Here is a 21436-nt window from a genome sequence, read left to right on the forward strand (position 1 = left end):
GAGCAGCACCAGGGGGTCGTCCCAGATCTGCCGGACGGTGAGGGTCGGGGAGGGCGGGGAGGGCAGGGTGACCACGGCCAGGTCCACCGCGCCCTGTTCGGCGGCGCGGCAGGCCTCTTCCGAGTCCATGAAGCGCAGGTCCAGTTCCACCGCGGGATGACGGGCGGCGAAGGCCTGCAGTACCGGCGGCAGGCGCCACAGGCCGATGTGGTGGGAGGTGGCCAGGAGGAGCGGACCCTCCACGCGGCCGGAGAGGGTGTCCAGCAGGCGCCGGGCCTCGTCCATGGCGTCCATGACCTGCCGTGCCCGGGGCAGGAGCACCCGTCCGGCTTCGGTGAGGTGTACGCGCCGGCCGATGCGGTCGAAGAGTCGCCGGTCCAGGGCGGTTTCCAGGGCGGCCACCCGCTTGCTCACCGCCGGTTGGGTGAGGTGGAGCTGTTCGGCCGCGGCGGAGAAGGCGCCGGTGTCGGCCACGGTGATAAAGGCCTTGAGGTGTTCCGGGGTCATGGGTCTTCCCTTCTATAAGGAGGCCGTAAGGAGGCCGTGCCTGCGGGGGCTTTGCCTCCGGCGGCCGCCGTGAATCCCTCCCTGGAGGCTTGCGCGCCGCCTCCCTGCGGCGCACACCGCCTCCGGCAAAGCCCCCGCAGGCACGGCCTGTCTTCTGGAGGGGCTTCCCTCCGGCGGCCGCCGTGAATCCCTCCCTGGAGGCTTGTGCGCCGCCTCCCTGGGGCGCACACCGCCTTCGGCAAAGCTCCCGCAGGCACGGCCTGTCTTCTGGAGGGGCTTCCCTCCGGCGGTCGTCGTGAATCCCTCCCTGGAGGCTTGCGCGCCGCCTCCCTGTGGCGCACACCGCCTCCGGTAAAGCCCCCGCAGGCACGGCCGCCGTGAATCCCTATCCATTCTTTCATGGAATGGTTTGCATGAAAAATATGAATTTGTGTTATCCGTTGGCTGCCTTTATCCTCCCGGTAAAGCGATTGGAGGATCCCATCCATGACTGGCAAGACACTCTACGACAAGCTCTGGGATGCCCATGTGGTGCGCCGGGAGGAGGACGGTACGGCGTTGCTGTACATCGACCGGCACCTGGTCCATGAGGTCACCTCGCCGCAGGCCTTCGAGGGGCTGCGTCTGGCCGGGCGCAAGCCCTGGCGCACGGATACGGTGGTGGCGGTGCCCGATCACAACGTGCCCACCAGGGACCGGGATCAGGGGGTGACCGATCCGGTGGCCCGTACCCAGCTGGAGACGCTGCAGGAGAACGTGAACACCTTTGGCATCACCTTCTTTCCCATGAGCGATGTACGCCAGGGGATCGTGCATGTCATCGGTCCGGAGCAGGGGGCCACCCTGCCGGGTATGACCGTGGTCTGCGGGGACTCCCACACCTCCACCCACGGGGCCTTCGGCGCCCTGTCCATGGGGATCGGCACCTCGGAGGTGGAGCATGTGCTGGCCACCCAGTGCCTGCTGCAGAAGAAGATGAAGAACATGCGGGTCTCGGTGGACGGGCCCGTGGGTCCGGGGGTGACGGCCAAGGACATCGTCCTGGCCATCATCGGGCGCATCGGCACCGCCGGGGGCACCGGCTGCGCCATCGAGTTCGCCGGTGAGGCCATCCGCGACCTGTCCATGGAGGGACGCATGACGGTGTGCAACATGGCCATCGAGGCCGGGGCCCGGGCCGGCATGGTGGCGGTGGACGACACCACCATCGACTACGTGAAGGACCGCCCCTTCGCCCCCAAGGGGGAGGACTGGGAGCGGGCGGTGGCCGCCTGGCGCGAGCTGCACTCCGATGCCGATGCCGTATTCGATCACGAGGTGCACATCGATGCCGCCGACATCGTGCCCCAGGTCACCTGGGGCACCTCCCCGGAGATGGTGGTGCCGGTGACCGACCGGGTGCCGGATCCCGCCGCCGCCGGGGATCCGGTGAAGGCCCGGGGTATGGAGCGGGCGCTGGAGTACATGGGGCTGCAGGCCGGCATGCCGGTAACCGATATCCGTCTGGACAAGGTCTTCATCGGTTCCTGCACCAATGCCCGGCTGGAGGACCTGCGCGCCGCGGCCCGGGTGGTGGAGGGCCGCCGTGTGGCGGAGCACATCAAGCTGGCCATGGTGGTGCCCGGTTCCGGTCTGGTGAAGCAGCAGGCGGAGCGCGAGGGTCTGGACCGCATCTTCCGGGAGGCGGGCTTCGAATGGCGCGATCCGGGCTGTTCCATGTGTCTGGCCATGAACGCCGATCGTCTGGAGCCGGGCGAGCGCTGCGCCTCCACCTCCAACCGCAACTTCGAGGGCCGGCAGGGGCTGGGGGGGCGCACCCACCTGGTGAGTCCGGCCATGGCCGCCGCGGCGGCGGTGGCGGGGCATTTCGTGGACGTGCGTGCCCTGTGATCCCCGCCCATCCCGGAAAGAGGTGACCCAACGATGGAAAAATTCGACAAGCTGACCGCCGTGGTGATGCCGCTGGACCGCTCCAACGTGGACACCGACGCCATCATCCCCAAGCAGTACCTGAAGTCGGTGAAGCGCACCGGGTTCGGGCCCACCCTGTTCGATGACTGGCGCTACCTGGACCCGGGGGAGCCGGGGATGGATCACAGCCAGCGCCGGGTGAATCCGGATTTCGTGCTCAACGATCCCCGCTACCAGGGGGCCCGCATCCTGCTGGCGCGCAAAAACTTCGGCTGCGGTTCCTCCCGGGAGCACGCCGTCTGGGCCCTGACCGACTACGGATTCCGGGTGGTGATCGCCCCCAGCTTCGCCGACATCTTCTTCGGCAACAGCTTCAAGAACGGCCTGCTCCCCGTGGTGCTGGATGAGGCCATCATCGACCGTCTCTTCGAGGCGGTGCAGGCCCATCCCGGGTACACCCTCACCGTGGACCTGGAGGACCAGGTGATCACCACCCCCTCCGGCGAGTCCTTCCCCTTTGAGGTGGAGCCCTTCCGCCGCCACTGCCTGCTCAACGGCCTGGACGACATCGGCCTGACCCTGCAGCATGCCGACGAGATCCGGGCCTACGAGTCGCGGCGGCGGGCCGAGGCCCCCTGGCTGTTCGACGCCGGCCCCCGGGCCTGATCGTCCCGCGAATCCGGTGACGGTCCCCCTGCCTGCGTGCGGGGGGATCTTTCCAATGGCACACCCTTGAACCAGGAAAGTCCTCCATGTCCCACAAGATCCTCATCCTTCCCGGTGACGGTATCGGCCCCGAGATCGTGGCCGAGGCCACGCGTCTGCTCCATGCCCTGAAGGACCGCTTCGGTCTGGCGGTGGAACTGGAGGAGGCCGCCATCGGCGGTGCCGGCTACGACGCCGCCGGCGAGCCGCTCCCCCAGGCCACCCTGGACCTGGCCCGCGAGGCGGACGGCGTGCTGCTGGGGGCTGTGGGGGGGCCGCGGTATGACCAGCTGCCCTGGGAGAAGCGCCCGGAGCGGGGGCTTCTGGCCATTCGCTCCGAACTGGAGCTGTTCGCCAATCTGCGTCCCGCCATCCTCTATCCCCAGCTGGCCTCCGCCTCCGCCCTGAAGCCGGACATCGTCGGCGGCCTGGATCTCATGATCCTGCGGGAGCTCACTGGCGGGGCCTATTTCGGCCAGCCCCGGGGCATCCGCACCCGGGAGGACGGGGTGCGGGAGGGCTTCAACACCCTCATCTATTCCGAGCCGGAGATCGAGCGCATCGCCCGCAGCGGTTTCGAGATCGCCATGAAGCGGGGCCGGCGCCTGTGCTCCGTGGACAAGGCCAATGTGCTGGAGGTCTCACAGTTGTGGCGCGAGGTGGTGGAAAGGGTGGCCAGGGACTACCCGGACGTGGCACTGTCCCACATGTACGTGGACAATGCCGCCATGCAGCTGGTGCGGGCCCCCAAGCAGTTCGATGTCATCGTCACGGAGAACATGTTCGGGGATATCCTCTCGGACGCCGCCGCCATGCTCACCGGGTCCATCGGCATGCTGCCTTCCGCCTCCCTGGATGTCCGGGGCAAGGGGCTCTACGAACCGATCCACGGCTCTGCGCCGGACATCGCCGGCCAGGGCGTGGCCAATCCCCTGGCCACGCTCCTGTCCGTGGCCATGATGCTGCGCTACAGCCTGGGCGAGGCGGCCCAGGCGGATCGGGTGGAGGCGGCCGTGGGCCGCGTCCTGGACCAGGGCCTGCGCACGCCGGATATCTGGGGTGAGGGCCGGGAAAAGGTGGGCACCCGGGAGATGGGCGAGGCGGTGGTGGCCGCCCTGGCGGACTGAGGCGCCGCCTCCTTCCCGGCAGGCAGATTTCACGAACGAATCATCCAAGGATCCAACAATCATGAGTCAGACCTTTGATGTGGCGGTCGTCGGCGCCACCGGTGCCGTGGGCGAAGCCATGCTCTCCATCCTCGCGGAACGCGATCTCCCCCTGGGGGAGGTGTATGCCGTGGCCAGCAGCCGCTCCGCCGGCTCCCGCGTGGCCTTCGGCAACCGTGAACTGGTGGTGCAGGATCTGGCGGAGTTCGATTTCTCCAGGGTGCAGATCGGGCTGTTCTCCCCCGGCGCCTCGGTGTCGAAGGAATACGCCCCCAGGGCCGCCGCCGCCGGCTGCGTGGTGATCGACAACACCTCCCAGTTCCGCTACGACGCCGACATCCCGCTGGTGGTACCGGAGGTGAACCGCCACGCCGTGGCCGGCTACCGCAACCGGGGCATCATCGCCAACCCCAACTGCTCCACCATCCAGATGCTGGTGGCCCTCAAGCCCCTCCACGACGCCGTGGGCATCGAGCGCATCAACGTGGCCACCTACCAGGCGGTGTCCGGCACCGGCAAGGACGCCATCGAGGAACTGGCCACGCAGACGGCCCAGCTGCTCAACGGCCGTCCGGTGGAATGCAGCGTCTATCCCAAGCAGATCGCCTTCAACTGCCTGCCCCACATCGATGTCTTCCAGGAAAACGGATATACCAAGGAAGAGATGAAGATGGTGTGGGAGACCCGCAAGATCTTCGAGGACGAGCACATCCAGGTGAACCCCACTGCGGTCCGTGTCCCCGTGTTCTATGGTCACTCGGAGGCGGTGCATATCGAGACCCGTGAGAAGATCACGGCGGACCGGGCACGGGAACTGCTCACGGCGGCCCCGGGCGTGCAGGTGATGGACGAACGCGGCGACGGGGGCTATCCCACCGCGGTGACCGAGGCCTCGGCCCATGATCCCGTCTTTGTCGGGCGTATCCGCGAGGACATCTCCCATCCCCGGGGGCTGGATCTGTGGGTGGTGGCCGACAATGTGCGCAAGGGCGCCGCCCTGAACAGTATCCAGATCGCGGAAGTTCTGATAGAAGACTACCTCACGGGGCGCTGAACGGCCCGTCCCAGCGGCGCACGGCCGGTTGCGGGGCCCCTGGCACCGGAAAGGAAGGGCCCCGGCCATGCCCGGGGGTAACGACAAGGGGGATTCGGCAGTGCGCAGACTGGCTTTGGGAACGGCGGTGTGGGCCCTGGTCGCGCCGGGATCGACCTTCGGGCTCGGGCTCGGTGAGATCGAGTCCCGCTCGGCATTGAACCAGCCCCTGCGGGCCGAGATCCGCCTGGTCTCCGCGGATCCGGGGGAGGTGGAGAATCTGGTGGTGCGCCTCGCTCCCCCGGCCCTGTTCGAGCGCATGGGGATCCCGCGTCCCCCCGTGCTCATTCGTCTCGAGTTCGAACCCGTGGCCCTCCCCGGCGGCGGGTATCGCATCCGCGTCACCTCCGATCGTCCGGTGCGCGAACCCTTCCTGAACTTCCTCGTGGAGGCCAGCTGGCCCAACGGCCGGCTGGTGCGCGAGTACACCCTCCTGCTGGATCCGCCCGCCCTGTTTGAGCAGTCCCGGCCCGAGCCGGTCGCCGCCTCCGCAGGGGCGGGGGAGGGCGACCGGGACGAGGACCGGGGCCTGGCCGGGGAGGGCGCGCCGCCGGAGACCTACCGCGTGCGCACAGGGGACACCCTCTGGGCCCTGGGGGAACGCTTCCGCCCCGGCGGGGACATCACCGTGGAACAGATGATGATGGCCCTGCTGCGGGCCAATCCCGAGGCCTTCGGCGAGGGGAACATCAACAACCTGCACCGCGGTCATGTCCTGCGCATCCCCGGTCGGGACGAGGTGACCCGGCTGTCCCCCGCCGAGGCCCGTCAGGCGGTGGCCCGGCAGAACGCCCTGTGGGAGGACTACCGCCGCCAGGCGGCCGGGGCCCTCCGGCCCCAGACGCCCCCGCAAGGGGAGGGCGGGGACGACGCCCGGACCACCGCACAAGGGGAGGGTCCGTCCCCCGAGGAGGCCGCAGGCGGGGAGGAGCAGACCCCCGTCGCCGGCCTGGAGATCGTGGGTCGGGAGGCCCGGGACGAGGACGAGGTGGAGCGCCTGCAACGGGAACTGGCCCTGGTGCGCGAGACCACCGAGTCCCGCCGCCAGGAGGCGCAGGAGCTGCGCGAGCGCATCCGTGAACTGGAGGCCCTCCTGGAACGGCAGAGCCGGCTGCTCGGGGTGACCAACGAGCAGCTGGCCCGCCTCCAGGCCCGCATGGGACCGGAGGGTGCACCGGCCCCGGAGATCCCGGAGGCGGACACCGCCCCGCCGTCCGGGAGTGAATCCGGGCAAGAGGGGGTGGCCGCTGCCGCCCCGGATGCGGGCTCCGGGGAGGCCGGGACCTCCCCGCCGGCGCCGCCCCCGTCTCCGGGGCCGCAGGGGCCCCGGAGACGCAGCGGCCGCCTTCCCCCGTGGCCTCGATCCTGCAAAGCCCCGCCTTGCTGGGGGGTATCGGCGCGGCGGTGCTCCTCCTCGGGGCCCTGGTCCTGCTGATGCTGCGCCGGCTGCGGGGCACCGGGGCCGGGGAGCCGGAACGGGAACCGGCCGCAGTGCCCGAACAGGCCCGGTCCACCCCGGCCCTGATGGCGGGGGCCGCCACGGCCGGTCAGGCCGCGGACGGGCAAACGGCCCCCTCCGAGGCCCATCCACCCCCATCCGGGGGGGAGGAGGCGCAGCCCGCGGAAACGGGATTCGGCGCACCTGCCGGGCAGACCGCCCCGGCCCCCGCGCCCGCTGAGACGGATGCCGGGGAGGCGCAGGCGGCCCGGGAGAAGGCCTCCCCATCCCAGGTCACCGCCTCCGCCGCGTCCCAGGAGCCGGCACAGGGACAGAACCCGGACGAGGTCAGCAACGACGACACCATCGCTGAGGCGGACGTGTACCTGGCCTATGGTCTGTACACACAGGCCCGGGAACTGCTGGAAACGGCACTGGAACAGCACCCGGAGCGCCTGGACTATCATTTCAAGCTGGCCGAGACCCATTTCTCTGCCCACGACGCCGATGCCTTCACCCGCGTGGCCACGGCCATGCACGAGCGCCTGGGGGATCGCCCCGGCGCGCTCTGGGAGCGGGTGGTGACCATGGGGCAGGAACTGGTGCCCGAGAACCCCCTGTTCGGTGGCGCCGGGGGGCCGCAGTCCACGGCGGCATCCCCCGAGACATCCGCCCCCGAGGCCCCGGCCGGGGCCACCACCGCCGCGGAACCCGGTCTCCGGGAGGATCTGGACGAGACCCTGTTGCAGTCCCGTCCCCAGGCGGAGGATGAGGCGGCCGCTCCGCCCCCCGGCAGGAGGGACGAGGAGCTGTCCCCGGGCCTGCCGGCGCTGGAGGACTTCGATCTGGATCTGCCGGAGGACCTGTCCACCGCCGGGGAATCCGCGCCCGGCGCCGGGACGCAAGCCCCAGGGGACATGGATGAGGCCCCCACCCGGCTCCTGGATTTGGAGGCGGACCGCGGGGACACGGTCGCCGGATCCAGTCTGCCTACCCTGGAGCTGGAGCCTACCCCCGGGAAGGGGAAGGAAGGCGAGGCCGGTGGTGCCTCCCGGAACGAGCTCCCCGAGCTGGATCTGGACCTGGATCTGGATTCCGCCGGGCTCGGCTTTGAACTGGATGGGGAGGAGTCCCCCGCCGACGAGGACAGGGAGGGGGCCGTCCGGGAGGCTTCCTCCACCGAACCCTCCACCCGGTACCTGGAGGACTTCTTCAGCGAGCACGAGGCCGGCAGCGCCGGCGACGAGGAATCCCTGGAGGGGGACGATTTCGTCCTGGGGGACGAGATCAGCACCAAGCTGGATCTGGCCCGGGCCTACATCGACATGGGGGATGCCGAGGGGGCCCGCACCACCCTGGAGGAGGTCATCGCCGAGGGTAACGAAGCGCAGCAGCAGGAGGCGCGGGAACTGATGCAGCAGATCCCGTGATCCTGCACCGCCCATCCCGTCCCGGCGGGCCGTCCCCCGGGCCCGCCCCCGGTTCATGCGCGCACATCCAGGCATGCATCCCGCCGTCCGCATCCTGGGGGTGATCCTCTACATCGCCTGCGTGGCCCAGGGGGGCTGGCCCGTGCTGACGGCCGGCGGCGCCCTGGTGGCCGCCGGCCTGGCCCGCCTGGGAAGCCCGGGGCTGCGCCGCTTTGCCGCCATGGCCGCGCGGCTGAAGTGGTTCTTCCTCTCCATCGTGCTGGTCTTCGGCTGGTTCACGCCGGGTCTGCCCCTGGCCCCGGGCCTTGGCCCCCTGTCCCCCAGTGTCACCGGCCTGCTCCAGGGGCTGGAGCGGGCCCTGGTGCTGCTGCTGGCGCTGGGGGCCGTGGTCTGGCTGCTGCAGGGCACCTGCCGCGAGCGCCTGGTGCAGGGCCTGCTCTGGCTCACCCGGCCCCTGGCCCGCCTGTCCTTTCCCCGGGAGCGCTTCGCCGTGCGCCTGGTGCTCACCCTGGAGGCCCTGCCCCGGGTGCGCCTGCTGGCGGCGGAGGCCGCCGGCATGGGGGGGGCCGCACAGGGTCCGCGGGAACGCCTGCGGCGCCTGGGGGATCGGGCCGCCACCCTGTTCTCCCGCGTGTTGCAGGCGGCGGAGGAGGCCCCCCTGGAGCCCATCCGGCTGCCCCCCGAGGTCCCGCCCGCGCCCCGGCACTGGCTGGTGCTGGCGGGGGTCATCCTGCCTCTGGCCGTCCTGGCCCTGGCGGGATGAAGACCGCCATGGCCCCCGGGGCCGGCGGCGGGTACAATCCCGCCTCCCATGCGGTACCCAGGACTTCCCCCTGATCCATGACTGACTCCCTGCAGCGTCTGGCCATCGGCCTTGAATACGATGGCTCCGGTTTCCGGGGCTGGCAGATCCAGCGGGAGGCCCGCACCCTGCAGGCCCAGGTGCAAAAGGCCCTGTCCCGGGTGGCGGATGAGCCGGTGGAGGTGACCTGCGCCGGACGCACCGACGCCGGGGTCCATGCCACGGGGCAGGTGATCCACTTCGACACCCATGCCGTGCGTCCGCCCCGGGCCTGGCTCCTGGGGGGCAACAGCCACCTCTCCCCCGAACTCAGCTTCCACTGGGTGCGGCCCGTGCCCGGGGACTTCCACGCCCGCTTCTCCGCCCGCTGGCGCCGTTACCGTTACATCATCCTCTGCCGCACCACGCGCCCGGCGATCCTGCGCCGCCGGGTCACCTGGACCCATCGCCCCCTGGATGCCGGGGTCATGGACCGGGCCGCGCGTCTGCTGCTGGGGGAACACGACTTCACCAGCTTCCGCGCCCGGGGCTGCCAGGCGCGCACGCCGGTGCGCACGGTGGAGGAGATCGGCGTCCACCGCAGCGGGGACTTCATCCACCTGGACATCCGCGCCAATGCCTTCCTGCACCATATGGTGCGCAACATCGCCGGGGTGCTCATGGCCATCGGCCGCGGCGAGCGGGAGGTGGAATGGGTGCAGGAGCTGCTGCGGGTGCGGGACCGGGACCAGGCCGGGGTGACCGCACCCCCCGATGGCCTGTATCTGGTGCAGGTGGGCTACGACCCGCGCTTCGATCTGCAGCCGCCGGCGATCCTCCCGTCCTACGGCTGAGGACCACGGTATGGTTAATCCCGTCCGCGGTTTTCTGATACGCTTCAAGGTTTGGACCATTACAGCGGACGGCCATGCGCACCCGTGTCAAGATCTGCGGCATCACCCGCGAGGCGGACGCCAGGGCCGCCGTGGAGGCTGGCTGCGACGCCGTGGGCCTGGTGTTCCACGCGGGCAGCCCCAGGGCCGTGACCCTGGAACAGGCCGGGGCCATCCTGGCGCAACTGCCCCCCTTCGTCACCCGCGTGGGGCTGTTCATGGACGCCGGGGCGGACGCGGTGCGGGCGGCACTGGAGGCCCTGCCCCTGGATCTGTTGCAGTTCCACGGCCGCGAGTCCCCCCAGGCCTGCGATGCCTTCGGCATGGACTACCTCAAGGCCGTGCCCATGGCCGAGCCCGGCGGGGCCCGGGCCTTCATGGCCCGCTATCCCCGGGCCCGGGGGTTTTTGCTGGACAGCCACGCCCCGGGGCAGGCGGGGGGCACCGGCCGCACCTTCGACTGGGAGTCCTGGCCCGGTGACGTGGACCGTCCACTGATCCTGGCCGGCGGGCTTAATCCGGACAACGTGGCCGCGGCCATCGCCCGCACCCGCCCCTGGGCCGTGGACGTGAGCAGCGGTGTGGAGGCCGCCCCCGGGATCAAGGACCCCGGGCGCATCACCCGATTCATGAGCGAGGTACGACGTGTCGACCGAGAGTCAGCAGACGCCTGAGTGGAGCGCCTTCCCCGACGCCCGCGGGCACTTTGGCCCCTATGGCGGCCGCTTCGTGTCCGAGACCCTGATGGAGCCGCTCCTGGAGCTGGAGGCGGCCTACCGCAAGTATCTCGGCGACGCGGATTTCCTGGCGGAACTGGATCGGGACCTGGCCCAGTACGTGGGCCGTCCCAGCCCCCTCTACCTGGCGGAGCGCCTGAGCCGGGAGCTGGGCGGGGCGCGGATCTACCTCAAGCGGGAGGATCTCAACCACACCGGCGCCCACAAGGTGAACAACACCATCGGCCAGGCCCTGCTGGCCAAGCGCATGGGCAAGACCCGCATCATCGCCGAGACCGGCGCCGGCCAGCACGGCGTGGCCACCGCCACCGTGGCGGCCCGCCTGGGGCTGGAATGCGTCATCTACATGGGGGCGGAGGACATCCAGCGCCAGTCCCCCAATGTCTACCGCATGCGCCTGCTGGGGGCCGAGGTGGTGCCGGTGGCCTCCGGCTCCCGCACCCTCAAGGACGCCCTCAACGAGGCCATGCGCGACTGGGTGACCCACGTGGACGATACCTTCTACATCATCGGCACGGTGGCGGGGCCCCATCCCTATCCCGCCATGGTGCGGGACTTCCAGGCGGTGATCGGGCGCGAGGCCCGGGCCCAGTACCTGGAGGCCACCGGGCAGCTGCCCGATGCCCTGGTGGCCTGCGTCGGCGGCGGCTCCAACGCCATCGGCCTGTTCCATCCGTTTCTGGATGACGCCGGCGTGGCCATGTACGGCGCCGAGGCGGCGGGGGAGGGCATCGACAGCGGCCATCACTCCGCCCCCCTGTGCGCCGGCCGCCCGGGGGTGCTCCACGGCAACCGCACCTATCTCATGGAGGACGCCGACGGCCAGATCACCGAGACCCACTCCGTCTCCGCGGGGCTGGACTATCCCGGGGTGGGCCCGGAGCACGCCTGGCTCAAGGATACGGGGCGGGTGCAGTACGTCCCGGTGACCGACCGGGAGGCCCTGGAGGGCTTCCACCGCCTCACCCGCACCGAGGGGATCATCCCCGCCCTGGAGTCCAGCCACGCCATCGCCCAGGTGGTGAAGCTGGCGCCGACCCTGGGCCCCGACCAGGGCATCATCGTCAACCTGTCGGGCCGTGGCGACAAGGACATCAACACCGTGGCCCGCATGGAGGGCATCGAACTGTGAGCCGCATCGCCACCCGTTTCGAAGCCCTCGCGGCCCGGGGCCGCAAGGCGCTGATCCCCTATGTCACCGCCGGTGATCCAGAGCCGGACAACACCGTGCCCCTGATGCATGCCATGGTGCAGGCGGGGGCCGATGTCATCGAGATGGGGGTGCCGTTCTCCGACCCCATGGCCGACGGCCCCGTCATCCAGCAGGCCTGCGAGCGCGCCCTGAAGCACCACGTGAGCCTGCGGCGTGTGCTGGAGATGGTGCGCGCCTTCCGCCAGGACGACCCCGACACCCCGGTGGTGCTCATGGGCTATCTCAATCCAGTGGAGGCCATGGGTTACGACACCCTGGCCGCCGAGGCCGCCGCGGCGGGGGTGGACGGCCTGCTCACCGTGGACCTGCCGCCGGAGGAGAGCGGGGACCTGGCGGCCTGTCTCCAGGGCCACGGGGTGGATCCCATCTTCCTGCTGGCCCCCACCAGCAACGAGGCGCGCATCGACGCCATCTGCCGCGCGGCCTCGGGTTTCGTCTACTACGTCTCCCTCAAGGGGGTCACCGGCGCCGCCAGCCTGGACGTGGACGGGGTGGCCCGGCGGGTGGAGGGCATCCGCCGCCACACCGGCCTGCCGGTGGGGGTGGGCTTTGGCATCCGCGACGCCGCCACCGCCGCCCGGGTCTCCCGCGTGGCCGATGCGGTGGTGGTGGGCAGTGCCCTGGTGCAGCAGGTGGCGGCCCATGTGGACGACCCCGCCGCTGGCCGCGCTGCCGTGGCGGCCCTGCTGGGGGAGATGCGCCAGGCGATGGATTCGAGAGACTGACCCCGCGCCCACAGCCGAGATGAAGACGACGCCCATGAGCTGGTTTGAGAAACTCGTACCCACCCGCATCCGCACCGACGCCACCAACAAGCGCGCCGTGCCCGAGGGCCTCTGGCTGCGCTGCGAGGGCTGCTCCGCCACCCTCTACCGCCCGGAGGTGGACCGCAATCTGGATGTCTGTCCCAAGTGCGGCCATCACATGCGCATCAGCGCACGGCGCCGCCTGGAGACCTTCCTGGACGCGGGGGAGCGGCATGAGATCGGCGCCCAGATCGAGCCCGTGGACATGCTCAAGTTCCGCGACAGCAAGCGCTACCGCGACCGCCTGCAGGCGGCCCAGAAGAGCACCGGCGAGAAGGACGCCCTGGTGGTGATGCAGGGCACGGTGGAGGGGGTGCCCGTGGTGGCCGCCGCCTTCGACTTCCACTTCATGGGGGGATCCATGGGCTCCGTGGTGGGGGAACGCTTCGTGCGCGGTGTGAACGCCGCCCGCGAGGCGGGCATCCCCCTGGTGTGCTTTTCCGCCAGCGGCGGCGCGCGCATGCAGGAGGCCCTGTTCTCCCTCATGCAGATGGCCAAGACCAGCGCCGCCCTGGCGCGTCTGCGCGAGAGCGGCCTGCCCTATGTCTCCGTCATGACCGACCCCACCATGGGCGGGGTCTCCGCCAGCCTGGCCACCCTGGGGGACATCAACGCCGCCGAGCCCGGGGCCCTCATCGGTTTCGCCGGCCCCCGGGTGATCAAGCAGACCGTGCGCGAGACCCTGCCCGAGGGTTTCCAGCGGGCGGAGTTCCTGCTGGAGCACGGCGCCATCGACATGATCATCGACCGCCGCGAGATGCGCTCGCGCCTGTCCTCGCTGCTGGCCATCCTCACCCATCGCAGCGTGCGCGGGCAGGGTGGGGAGGTCGCGGCCGGGACGGCCCCCGCCGACCCCTCCGGCGAGACGGCCCCCTCCCTTCCCGCGGCGGAGTCCGGCGCCGGCGACGAGGATGCCCCGGAGCAGCCGGACCGGCAGGGGCAGGAGAAGGACGCTCCATGAGCGGGCCGGCCGCCCTCCAACCCCGGCACACCACCCTGCAGGACTGGCTGGACTGGCAGGAACGCCTGCATGTGCGGCCCATCGACCTGGGCCTGGAACGGGTGGGCCGGGTGGCGGACGCCATGGGGCTGCGCCCGGCCCGCGCCCCGGTGATCACCGTGGGGGGCACCAACGGCAAGGGGTCCACCGTGGCCTTCCTGGAGGCCATCTACCGCGCCGCGGGCTACCGGGTGGGCACCTATACCTCGCCGCACCTGCTGCGCTACAACGAGCGCGTGCGCATCGACGGCGCCGCGGTGGACGACGCGGCCCTGTGCCAGGCCTTCGCCGCCATCGACGCCGCCCGCGGCGACACCAGCCTGAGTTACTTCGAGTTCGGCACCCTGGCGGCCCTGTGGCTGTTCGCCCGCGCGCCGGTGGATGTCATGCTGCTGGAGGTGGGTCTGGGGGGGCGCCTGGACGCGGTGAACATCCTGGATGCGGACGTGGCCGTGGTCACCTCCGTGGGCCTGGATCACCAGCAATACCTGGGCGACGATCGCGGGCAGATCGGCTTTGAGAAGGCCGGCATCTTCCGCGCCGGGGCGCCGGCGGTGTGCGGCGACGCGGATCCCCCCCGGCGCCTGCTGGAACACGCCCGCGCCCTGGGCACGGCCCTGAGCCGCATCGGCGAGGACTACGACGTGGACCGGGTGGAGGACCGCGGGACCTGGACCTTCCAGGGCATGGGCATGACCCTGGAGGATCTCCCGCCCCCCGGCCTGCCCGGGACCGTGCAGCACGGCAACGCCGCCACCGCCATCAGCGCCGCCCTGCTGCTGGAGGACCTGCTGCCCCTGACCGAGCGCGCCGTGCGCGATGGCATCGCCGGGGCCCGTCTGCCGGCGCGGCTGCACTGCCTGCACACGCGCCCGGCGGTGTGGCTGGACGTGGCCCACAACCCCCAGGCCGCGGCGGTGCTGGCCGCGCACCTGGCGCAGACTCCCTGCAGCGGCCGCACCCTGGCGGTGATGGGGGTGATGGCGGACAAGGACGTGCCCGGCATCCTGGCGCAGTTGATGCCCTGGGTGCAGGTCTGGCATCTGGGCGGGCTGGAGGGGGAGCGGGCCCTGGATCCGAGCATCCTGGCGGCGCATGTGCGCGCTGCGGGCGGGGACACGGTCCAGGTCCATGCCGGCATCCGTGATGCCTGTCGCGCCGCGCTGTTGCAGGCCGGGCCCGGGGACCGCATCATGGCCTTCGGTTCGTTCCATGTCGCCTCCGCCCTGCTGCAGGGACCGTTCCCCTGGGCCGGCGGGGAACCGGCGGCCTGAACGTCCCTCGAATCCGGCAGGGGGGCCGGTCCGGCTCGTGCCATGTTAGCCTGGCCCCTCCGCGCCCGTTTCCCATCATTCCCCACATGACAGAAGGAGATCGTCCCGTGAGCAAGATCGATATCGGCATCAACGAGCAGGATCGGGTGAAGATCGCCGAGGGCCTCAAGCGCCTGCTGGCGGATTCCTACACCCTCTATCTGCAGACCCATAACTTCCATTGGAACGTGGTGGGGCCGCAGTTTCGCGAACTGCACATGATGTTCGAGGAGCACTACACCGAACTGGCCACCGCCGTGGACGACATCGCCGAGCGCATCCGCACCCTGGATGTCCCGGCCCCCGGCACCTACAAGCAGTTCGCCAGCCTGAGTTCCATCGAGGAGGTGGAAGGGGTCCCCTCCGGCAAGGAGATGGTGGATCTGCTCACCCACGGCCACGAACAGGTGGTGAAGACGGGCCGCGAGGTCCTGAAGATGGCCCAGGAGGCCGATGACGAATCCACCGCCGCCCTGGTCTCCGACCGCATGCGGGTCCATGAGAAGACCGCCTGGATGCTGCGCGCCCTGAACCAGTGATCCCCCACGGCCCCTCCGCCCGCCGGAGGGGCCCGTTTTGTCCCGGCAGCCGCCGGGACCCTGCCCGTATCGAAATCCTGCCGTGGAAGCAGCCTTGAAACAACGTCTGGTCGGGGCGGCCGTGCTCATTGCCCTGGCGGTGATCTTCCTGCCCGTGATGCTGGACGGATCGGGCTACCACGCCCGTCTGGAGGCCCCGGCGGAGGTGCCCCCGGAGCCGGCCTTCCACCGCCCCCTGCCGTCCCGGACCCAGGAGGGGGACGGTCAAGCCGTGTCCCCCCCGCCCCGGGGCGGGAGCAGGACGGGCGAAGTCCGTACAGTGTCGGGGCAGGGCGGCGGGAGCGGGCCGCCGCAGACCCGGGAGGGGGCCGCCAAACCCGTGGCCGCCGGCTGGGTGGTCCAGGTGGGCAGTTTCAGCCATCGGGACAATGCCGTGGCGGAGCGGGACCGGCTGCGGGCCGCCGGCTTTCCCGCCTTTCTGGAACGCACCGAGGCGGAGGGGCGGATCCTGCATCGGGTGAAGGTGGGGCCGGAGCTGGACCGCCGCGCCGCCGAGCGCCTCAAGGCCCGGCTGGAGGAGACCATGGAGCGCTCGGGCATCCTGGTCCAACACCCCTGATGTCCCTGGCCCTCCGATCCGCCCGGGCAACGGCATCCCCGCATCCCGGCCCGCCGGCCGGGTCGATCTTTGTTAAAATTCCTGTCACGCAGCCGCGACCCCCATGGACATGATCTGGATCGATATCGCCATCCTGGCCGTCATCGCCCTCTCGGCGGTCATCAGCCTCTTCCGGGGCTTTGTCAAAGAGGCCATCTCCCTGACCACCTGGGTCCTGGCCTTCGTCCTGGCCCTGAGTCAGGGCGCCCCCCTGGGTCAGATGCTGCCCCTGGGGGTGGAGGACGCCACTCTGCAGGCGGTCATCGGCTTCGCCATCCTCTTTATCCTGGTCCTGCTGGCGGGGGGCGTGATCAATGTCCTGGCGGGGCAGCTGGTGAAGCGCACCGGGCTCTCGGGCACTGACCGCAGCATCGGCGTGGTCTTCGGCCTGGCCCGGGGCGTGGCCATCGTGGCGGTGGTGGTGCTGCTGGCGGGGCTCACGGTGATGCCGGAGGAGCCCTGGTGGGAGGCCAGCCGTTTCCTGCCCCAGTTCGAGCGCATGGCCCTGTGGCTGCGGGATCTGCTGCCGCCGGAACTGGCGGAGAACTTCGTCTTCGAGACCTCACCCGCCGTACCCGAACCCGCTCCCGCTTCAGAACCCGAATCCCCCCTCATCCCGTAAGAGAGATCATCATGTGCGGAATTGTCGGAATCGTCGGTCGCAGCCCGGTCAACCAGGCGCTGTACGACGCCCTCCTGGTATTGCAGCACCGGGGCCAGGACGCAGCCGGCATCGTCACCTGTGACAGCGGGGGACACCTGCATCTGCGCAAGGACAACGGCCTGGTGCGGGATGTCTTCAACGAGCAGCACATGCGCAGCCTCACCGGCCACATGGGCATCGGCCACGTGCGCTACCCCACCGCCGGCAGTTCCTCCTCGGCCGAGGCCCAGCCCTTCTACGTGAACTCCCCCTACGGCATCACCCTGGGCCACAACGGCAATCTCACCAACGCCCCCGAACTCAAGAGCGAGCTCTTCGTCCAGGACCGGCGGCACATCAACACCGAGTCGGACTCCGAGATCCTGCTCAACATCCTGGCCCAGGAGTTGATCCGCCACGACGGGCTGGCCGTCACCCAGGAGGAGGTCTTCGATGCCGTGGCCGGTGTGCACCGCCGCTGCCAGGGGGCCTATGCCGTGGTGGCCATGATCGCCGGCCGGGGCGTGCTGGGCTTTCGCGATCCCCACGGCATCCGCCCGGTGGTGTTCGGCCGCCGCGACACCCCCGACGGGCCCGAATACATGGTGGCCTCGGAGAGCGTCGCCCTGGACACCCTGGGGTTTGAACTGGTGCGGGACCTGGATCCGGGGGAGGCGGTGTACATCGAATCCGACGGCACGCTGCACACGCGTCAGTGTGCCCCGTCCCCGTCCCTGACCCCCTGCATCTTCGAGTTCGTCTACTTCGCCCGCCCCGACTCGGTCATCGACGATGTGGTGGTGCACCGCGCCCGCATGCGCATGGGCACGCGCCTGGGGCGCAAGATCCTGCGGGAATGGCCGGACCATGACATCGACGTCATCATCCCCATCCCCGACACCGGCCGCACCATGGCCATCGAGATGGCCCACGAACTCAACGTGAAGTACCGCGAGGGCTTCATCAAGAACCGCTACATCGGCCGCACCTTCATCATGCCCGGACAGACCCAGCGGCGGAAATCGGTGCGCCAGAAGCTCAACGCCATCGGCCTGGAGTTCAAGGGCAAGAACGTCATGCTGGTGGACGATTCCATCGTGCGCGGCACCACCTCCCGGGAGATCGTCCTCATGGCCCGGGAGTCCGGGGCGCGCAAGGTCTATTTCGCCTCGGCGGCCCCGCCGGTGCGCTATCCCAACGTCTACGGCATCGACATGCCCGCCGCCAGCGAACTCATCGCCCACGGCCGCAGCGAGGCGGAGGTGTGCGAGGCCATCGCCGCCGACCGCCTCGTGTACCAGGACCTGGACGACCTGGTGGGGGCCGTGCGCAAGGGCAACCCGAGGCTGGAGCACTTCGACTGCTCCGTATTCACCGGCGACTACGTCACCCCCGTCACCCCGGAGTACCTGGAACAGCTGCAGGCCCGGCGCAATGACCTGGCCAAGAAAAAGAAGGAACGGAAATACGCCAACCTCGATCTGTACAACAACGCCTGACATGGCAAGACGCGCGATCCTGCAGATGGCCCTGGCGCTGGTGGTGGTGTGGTCCTCCGCCGCGGGCGCCGGATGGTATCTGGACACCTTCTCCCCGGAGGCCCCCATGGCATCCTGGTATCAACCCATCCTCCAGCGGCTGGAGGAACGCTTCCCCCAGTACTTCGTGGCCGATCCCGTGGCCGTGGTGCGCACCGATGAGCAGCGGCTGTACGTGATCCGCCAGGGGGAGGTCCAGGCCAGCTACCCGGTGTCCACCTCCCGCTACGGCCTGGGCAACACCGACGGCAGCCTCAAGACCCCCCTCGGGGTGCACCGCATCCAGCAGAAGATCGGCGCCGATGCCCCCGTGGGCGCCGTCTTCGTGGCGCGCGAGCCCACGGGGGAGACCACCCCCATCGTCACCGAGCCCCGGCGCACCGAGGGGGATCACATCACCACCCGCATCCTGCGCCTGGAGGGGCTGGAGCAGGGGGTGAACCGGGGGGAGGGGATCGACTCCCTGGAACGCCACATCTACATCCACGGCACCGACGAGGAAGGGCTCATCGGCCGCCCCGCCTCCCAGGGCTGCGTGCGCATGACCAATGCGGACGTCATGGACCTGTTCAATACCCTGCCGGAGGGGGCCCTGGTGGTCATCCACCAGGGCCAGGACGAAAGAACGCGCTGACCCCTTCGGGGTCCGGGCCCGCCTTGCAACGGAGATACGCGAGATGATGACCGAATACGTCATGGCCGGCCGCCTCAAGGTGGCCGCCGAACTGCACGCCTTCATCGAGAACGAGGCCCTGCCGGGCACAGGCATCGCCTCCGAAGCCTTCTGGGCCGGCCTGGACGCCCTCATCCACGACCTCTCGCCGCGCAACCGGGAACTCCTGGCCCGGCGCGAGGAACTGCAGGCCCGCATCGACGCCTGGCACCGGGAGCACCCGGGCCCGGTGGATACCGCCGCCTACCGCGCCTTTTTGGAGGAGATCGGCTACCTGGAGCCGGAGGGTCCCCCGGTACAGATCAGCACCCAGAACGTGGACCCGGAGATCGCCACCCAGGCCGGTCCCCAGCTGGTGGTGCCGGTGATGAACGCCCGCTATGCCCTGAACGCCGTCAATGCCCGCTGGGGCAGCCTCTACGATGCCCTCTACGGCACCGACGCCCTCCCCGAGGACGACGGCTGCCAGCGGGGCGCACAGTACAACCCCCGCCGCGGGGAGCGGGTCATCCGCCGCGCCCGGGACTTCCTGGACGAGACCGTGCCCCTGGTCAGCGGCAGCCACCACGCCGCCCGCCGCTACGCCGTGGCGGACGGCGTGCTGCAGGTGACCCTGGAGGACGGTACCACCACCACCCTGCAGACCCCGGCCCAATTCCGGGGCTACCGGGGGGAGCCGCAGGCCCCCGAAGCGGTGTTGCTGGAACACCACGGCATCCACTTCGAGATCCAGTTCGACCCGCAGCACCCCATCGGCCGCAGCGATGCCGCCGGCATCAAGGACCTGCTCATGGAAGCGGCCCTGACCACCATCATGGACTGCGAGGACTCCGTGGCCGCGGTGGACGCCGAGGACAAGGTCACCGTCTACCGCAACTGGCTGGGGCTGATGAAGGGGGATCTCACCACCCGCTTCGACAAGGGCGGCCAAAGCGTGGAGCGGTCCATGCACCCGGACCGGGAATACACCACCCCCGAGGGCGGACGCCTCGTCCTGCACGGGCGTTCCCTCATGTTCGTGCGCAACGTGGGGCACCTGATGGCCCTCAACGCCGTCCTGGACAAGGACGAGCACCCGGTGCCCGAGGGCATCCTGGACGGCATGATCACCAGCCTCATCGCCCTGCACGACCTGCGCGGCCAGGGCCCCCTGCGCAACAGCCGCGCCGGCTCGGTGTACATCGTCAAGCCCAAGATGCACGGCCCCCATGAGGCCGCCTTCACCAACACCCTGTTCGCCCGCATCGAGGACGCCCTGGGCCTGGAGCGCAACACCCTCAAGGTGGGCCTGATGGACGAGGAGCGGCGCACCACCGTCAACCTGCAGGCCTGCATCCGCGAGGTGCGCGAGCGCCTGGTATTCATCAACACCGGCTTCCTGGACCGCACCGGCGACGAGATCCATACCGACATGGAGGCCGGCCCCATGCTGCGCAAGGGACAGATGAAGTCCGCCCGCTGGCTGCAGGCCTACGAGGACTGGAACGTGGACGTGGGCCTGGCCTGCGGCCTCCAGGGCCGGGCCCAGATCGGCAAGGGCATGTGGGCCATGCCCGACCGCATGGCGGACATGCTGGAGCAGAAGGGGGCCCATCCCCGCGCCGGGGCCAACACCGCCTGGGTGCCGTCCCCCACGGCGGCCGTGCTCCACGCCCTGCATTACCACCAGGTGGACGTGGCCCAGGTCCAGACCCAACTGGCCGGCAAGCGCCGCGCCACCCTGGAGGACATCCTCACCCTGCCGGTGGAACCCGATCCCCGCTGGACCCCCGAAGAGATCCAGCAGGAGCTGGACAACAACGCCCAGGGCATCCTGGGCTATGTGGTGCGCTGGATCGACCAGGGCATCGGCTGCTCCAAGGTGCCGGACATCAACAACGTGGGCCTGATGGAAGACCGGGCCACCCTGCGCATCTCCAGCCAGCACATCGCCAACTGGCTGCACCACGGCATCTGCAGCGACGCCCAGGTGGTGGAGACCCTCAAGCGCATGGCCCGGGTGGTGGACGCCCAGAACGCCGATGACCCCGCCTACCGCCCCATGTCCGACGACTTCGACGCCTCCGTGGCCTTCCAGGCCGCCTGCGACCTCATCTTCCGCGGCCGCGAACAACCCAACGGCTACACCGAACCGGTACTCCACCGCCGGCGCATCGAGGCCAAGGCCAAGGCCGGGGGATAAAGGCCGCAGGCCGGTCCACAGCCCAGGTCGTTACAGATCACCAGGACACCCCGGCGGCCATGGCAACGCCGCCGGGGTCTAAGGACCAAAATCCCTGCCCATGCCTTGATGCCCGGATAGCCGCTGTGGCATAAAGAATGTGACCGATGCACGGTCCTTGCACGGAGCACCATCATGCACAAGGAAAGTCCGCACCCCATCGCCGCCCAT

Annotated in this window: 20 protein-coding genes; 19 read left to right on the forward strand and 1 reads right to left on the reverse strand. The window is 70.1% G+C overall.

Annotated elements, in window-relative coordinates:
- The coding region (locus CKO33_RS07860; RefSeq protein ID WP_200181173.1) for a LysR family transcriptional regulator at positions 1–507 on the reverse strand (507 nt) is incomplete at its 3' end.
- A gap of 486 nt (positions 508–993) precedes the next feature.
- Here CKO33_RS07860 and leuC point away from each other — a divergent pair.
- From leuC to CKO33_RS07955, 19 genes are all read left to right on the forward strand, one after another.
- Positions 994–2397, forward strand: coding sequence for a 3-isopropylmalate dehydratase large subunit (gene leuC / locus CKO33_RS07865; protein ID WP_200181175.1), 1404 nt, complete (start codon positions 994–996; stop codon positions 2395–2397).
- 33 nt (positions 2398–2430) lie between these two features.
- Positions 2431–3084 (forward strand): 3-isopropylmalate dehydratase small subunit, encoded by a 654-nt coding sequence (leuD, locus tag CKO33_RS07870; RefSeq protein WP_200181178.1) that lies wholly within the window; start codon positions 2431–2433, stop codon positions 3082–3084.
- 86 nt (positions 3085–3170) lie between these two features.
- Positions 3171–4250, forward strand: coding sequence for a 3-isopropylmalate dehydrogenase (gene leuB / locus CKO33_RS07875; protein WP_200181180.1), 1080 nt, complete (start codon positions 3171–3173; stop codon positions 4248–4250).
- Positions 4251–4311: 61 nt separating this feature from the next.
- Positions 4312–5343, forward strand: a complete 1032-nt coding sequence (locus CKO33_RS07880; RefSeq protein WP_207146496.1) for an aspartate-semialdehyde dehydrogenase — start codon at positions 4312–4314, stop codon at positions 5341–5343.
- 67 nt (positions 5344–5410) lie between these two features.
- Positions 5411–6817: a type IV pilus assembly protein FimV gene (locus tag CKO33_RS07885; protein ID WP_200181182.1), complete on the forward strand. Its 1407-nt coding sequence runs from the start codon at positions 5411–5413 to the stop codon at positions 6815–6817.
- Positions 6736–8250 (forward strand): FimV/HubP family polar landmark protein, encoded by a 1515-nt coding sequence (locus tag CKO33_RS13940; protein WP_200181184.1) that lies wholly within the window; start codon positions 6736–6738, stop codon positions 8248–8250. Before CKO33_RS07885 ends, CKO33_RS13940 begins: the two co-directional genes overlap by 82 nt.
- A 73-nt stretch (positions 8251–8323) precedes the next feature.
- A complete protein-coding gene (locus CKO33_RS07895) occupies positions 8324–9013 on the forward strand; it encodes a CbiQ family ECF transporter T component (protein WP_200181186.1) in 690 nt (229 codons plus the stop codon).
- Between the two features lie 77 nt (positions 9014–9090).
- Positions 9091–9885, forward strand: a complete 795-nt coding sequence (truA, locus tag CKO33_RS07900; protein WP_200181188.1) for a tRNA pseudouridine(38-40) synthase TruA — start codon at positions 9091–9093, stop codon at positions 9883–9885.
- A gap of 74 nt (positions 9886–9959) precedes the next feature.
- A complete protein-coding gene (locus CKO33_RS07905) occupies positions 9960–10598 on the forward strand; it encodes a phosphoribosylanthranilate isomerase (RefSeq protein WP_200181190.1) in 639 nt (212 codons plus the stop codon).
- Complete coding sequence (gene trpB, locus CKO33_RS07910; RefSeq protein WP_200181192.1) at positions 10570–11793, forward strand: tryptophan synthase subunit beta; 1224 nt, start codon at positions 10570–10572, stop codon at positions 11791–11793. The genes CKO33_RS07905 and trpB overlap by 29 nt, the downstream gene beginning before the upstream one ends.
- Positions 11790–12599 (forward strand): tryptophan synthase subunit alpha, encoded by an 810-nt coding sequence (gene trpA / locus CKO33_RS07915; protein ID WP_200181194.1) that lies wholly within the window; start codon positions 11790–11792, stop codon positions 12597–12599. The genes trpB and trpA overlap by 4 nt, the downstream gene beginning before the upstream one ends.
- A gap of 34 nt (positions 12600–12633) precedes the next feature.
- Complete coding sequence (gene accD / locus CKO33_RS07920; protein WP_200181196.1) at positions 12634–13641, forward strand: acetyl-CoA carboxylase, carboxyltransferase subunit beta; 1008 nt, start codon at positions 12634–12636, stop codon at positions 13639–13641.
- The gene (gene folC, locus CKO33_RS07925) at positions 13638–14954 is read left to right on the forward strand and encodes a bifunctional tetrahydrofolate synthase/dihydrofolate synthase (RefSeq protein WP_200181198.1); all 1317 of its coding nucleotides are present in this window, start codon (positions 13638–13640) and stop codon (positions 14952–14954) included. Before accD ends, folC begins: the two co-directional genes overlap by 4 nt.
- 107 nt (positions 14955–15061) lie before the next feature.
- Positions 15062–15532: a Dps family protein gene (locus tag CKO33_RS07930; protein WP_338081753.1), complete on the forward strand. Its 471-nt coding sequence runs from the start codon at positions 15062–15064 to the stop codon at positions 15530–15532.
- Between the two features lie 94 nt (positions 15533–15626).
- On the forward strand, positions 15627–16151 hold the full coding sequence (locus CKO33_RS07935; RefSeq protein WP_242472536.1) for an SPOR domain-containing protein: 525 nt from the start codon (positions 15627–15629) through the stop codon (positions 16149–16151).
- 109 nt (positions 16152–16260) lie between these two features.
- Positions 16261–16812: a CvpA family protein gene (locus CKO33_RS07940; protein WP_200181303.1), complete on the forward strand. Its 552-nt coding sequence runs from the start codon at positions 16261–16263 to the stop codon at positions 16810–16812.
- Between the two features lie 11 nt (positions 16813–16823).
- On the forward strand, positions 16824–18332 hold the full coding sequence (purF, locus tag CKO33_RS07945; protein WP_200181202.1) for an amidophosphoribosyltransferase: 1509 nt from the start codon (positions 16824–16826) through the stop codon (positions 18330–18332).
- A 106-nt stretch (positions 18333–18438) separates the two neighbouring features.
- Positions 18439–19005 carry a L,D-transpeptidase gene (locus CKO33_RS07950; RefSeq protein ID WP_200181304.1) on the forward strand — a complete coding sequence of 189 codons (567 nt, stop codon included), beginning with the start codon at positions 18439–18441 and terminating at the stop codon, positions 19003–19005.
- A gap of 46 nt (positions 19006–19051) precedes the next feature.
- A complete protein-coding gene (locus tag CKO33_RS07955; RefSeq protein WP_200181311.1) occupies positions 19052–21226 on the forward strand; it encodes a malate synthase G in 2175 nt (724 codons plus the stop codon).
- Positions 21227–21436 lie beyond the last annotated feature (210 nt).

Origin of the sequence: Ectothiorhodospira mobilis (genome assembly GCF_016584115.1) — a bacterium.
GTDB classification, from domain to species: domain Bacteria; phylum Pseudomonadota; class Gammaproteobacteria; order Ectothiorhodospirales; family Ectothiorhodospiraceae; genus Ectothiorhodospira; species Ectothiorhodospira mobilis.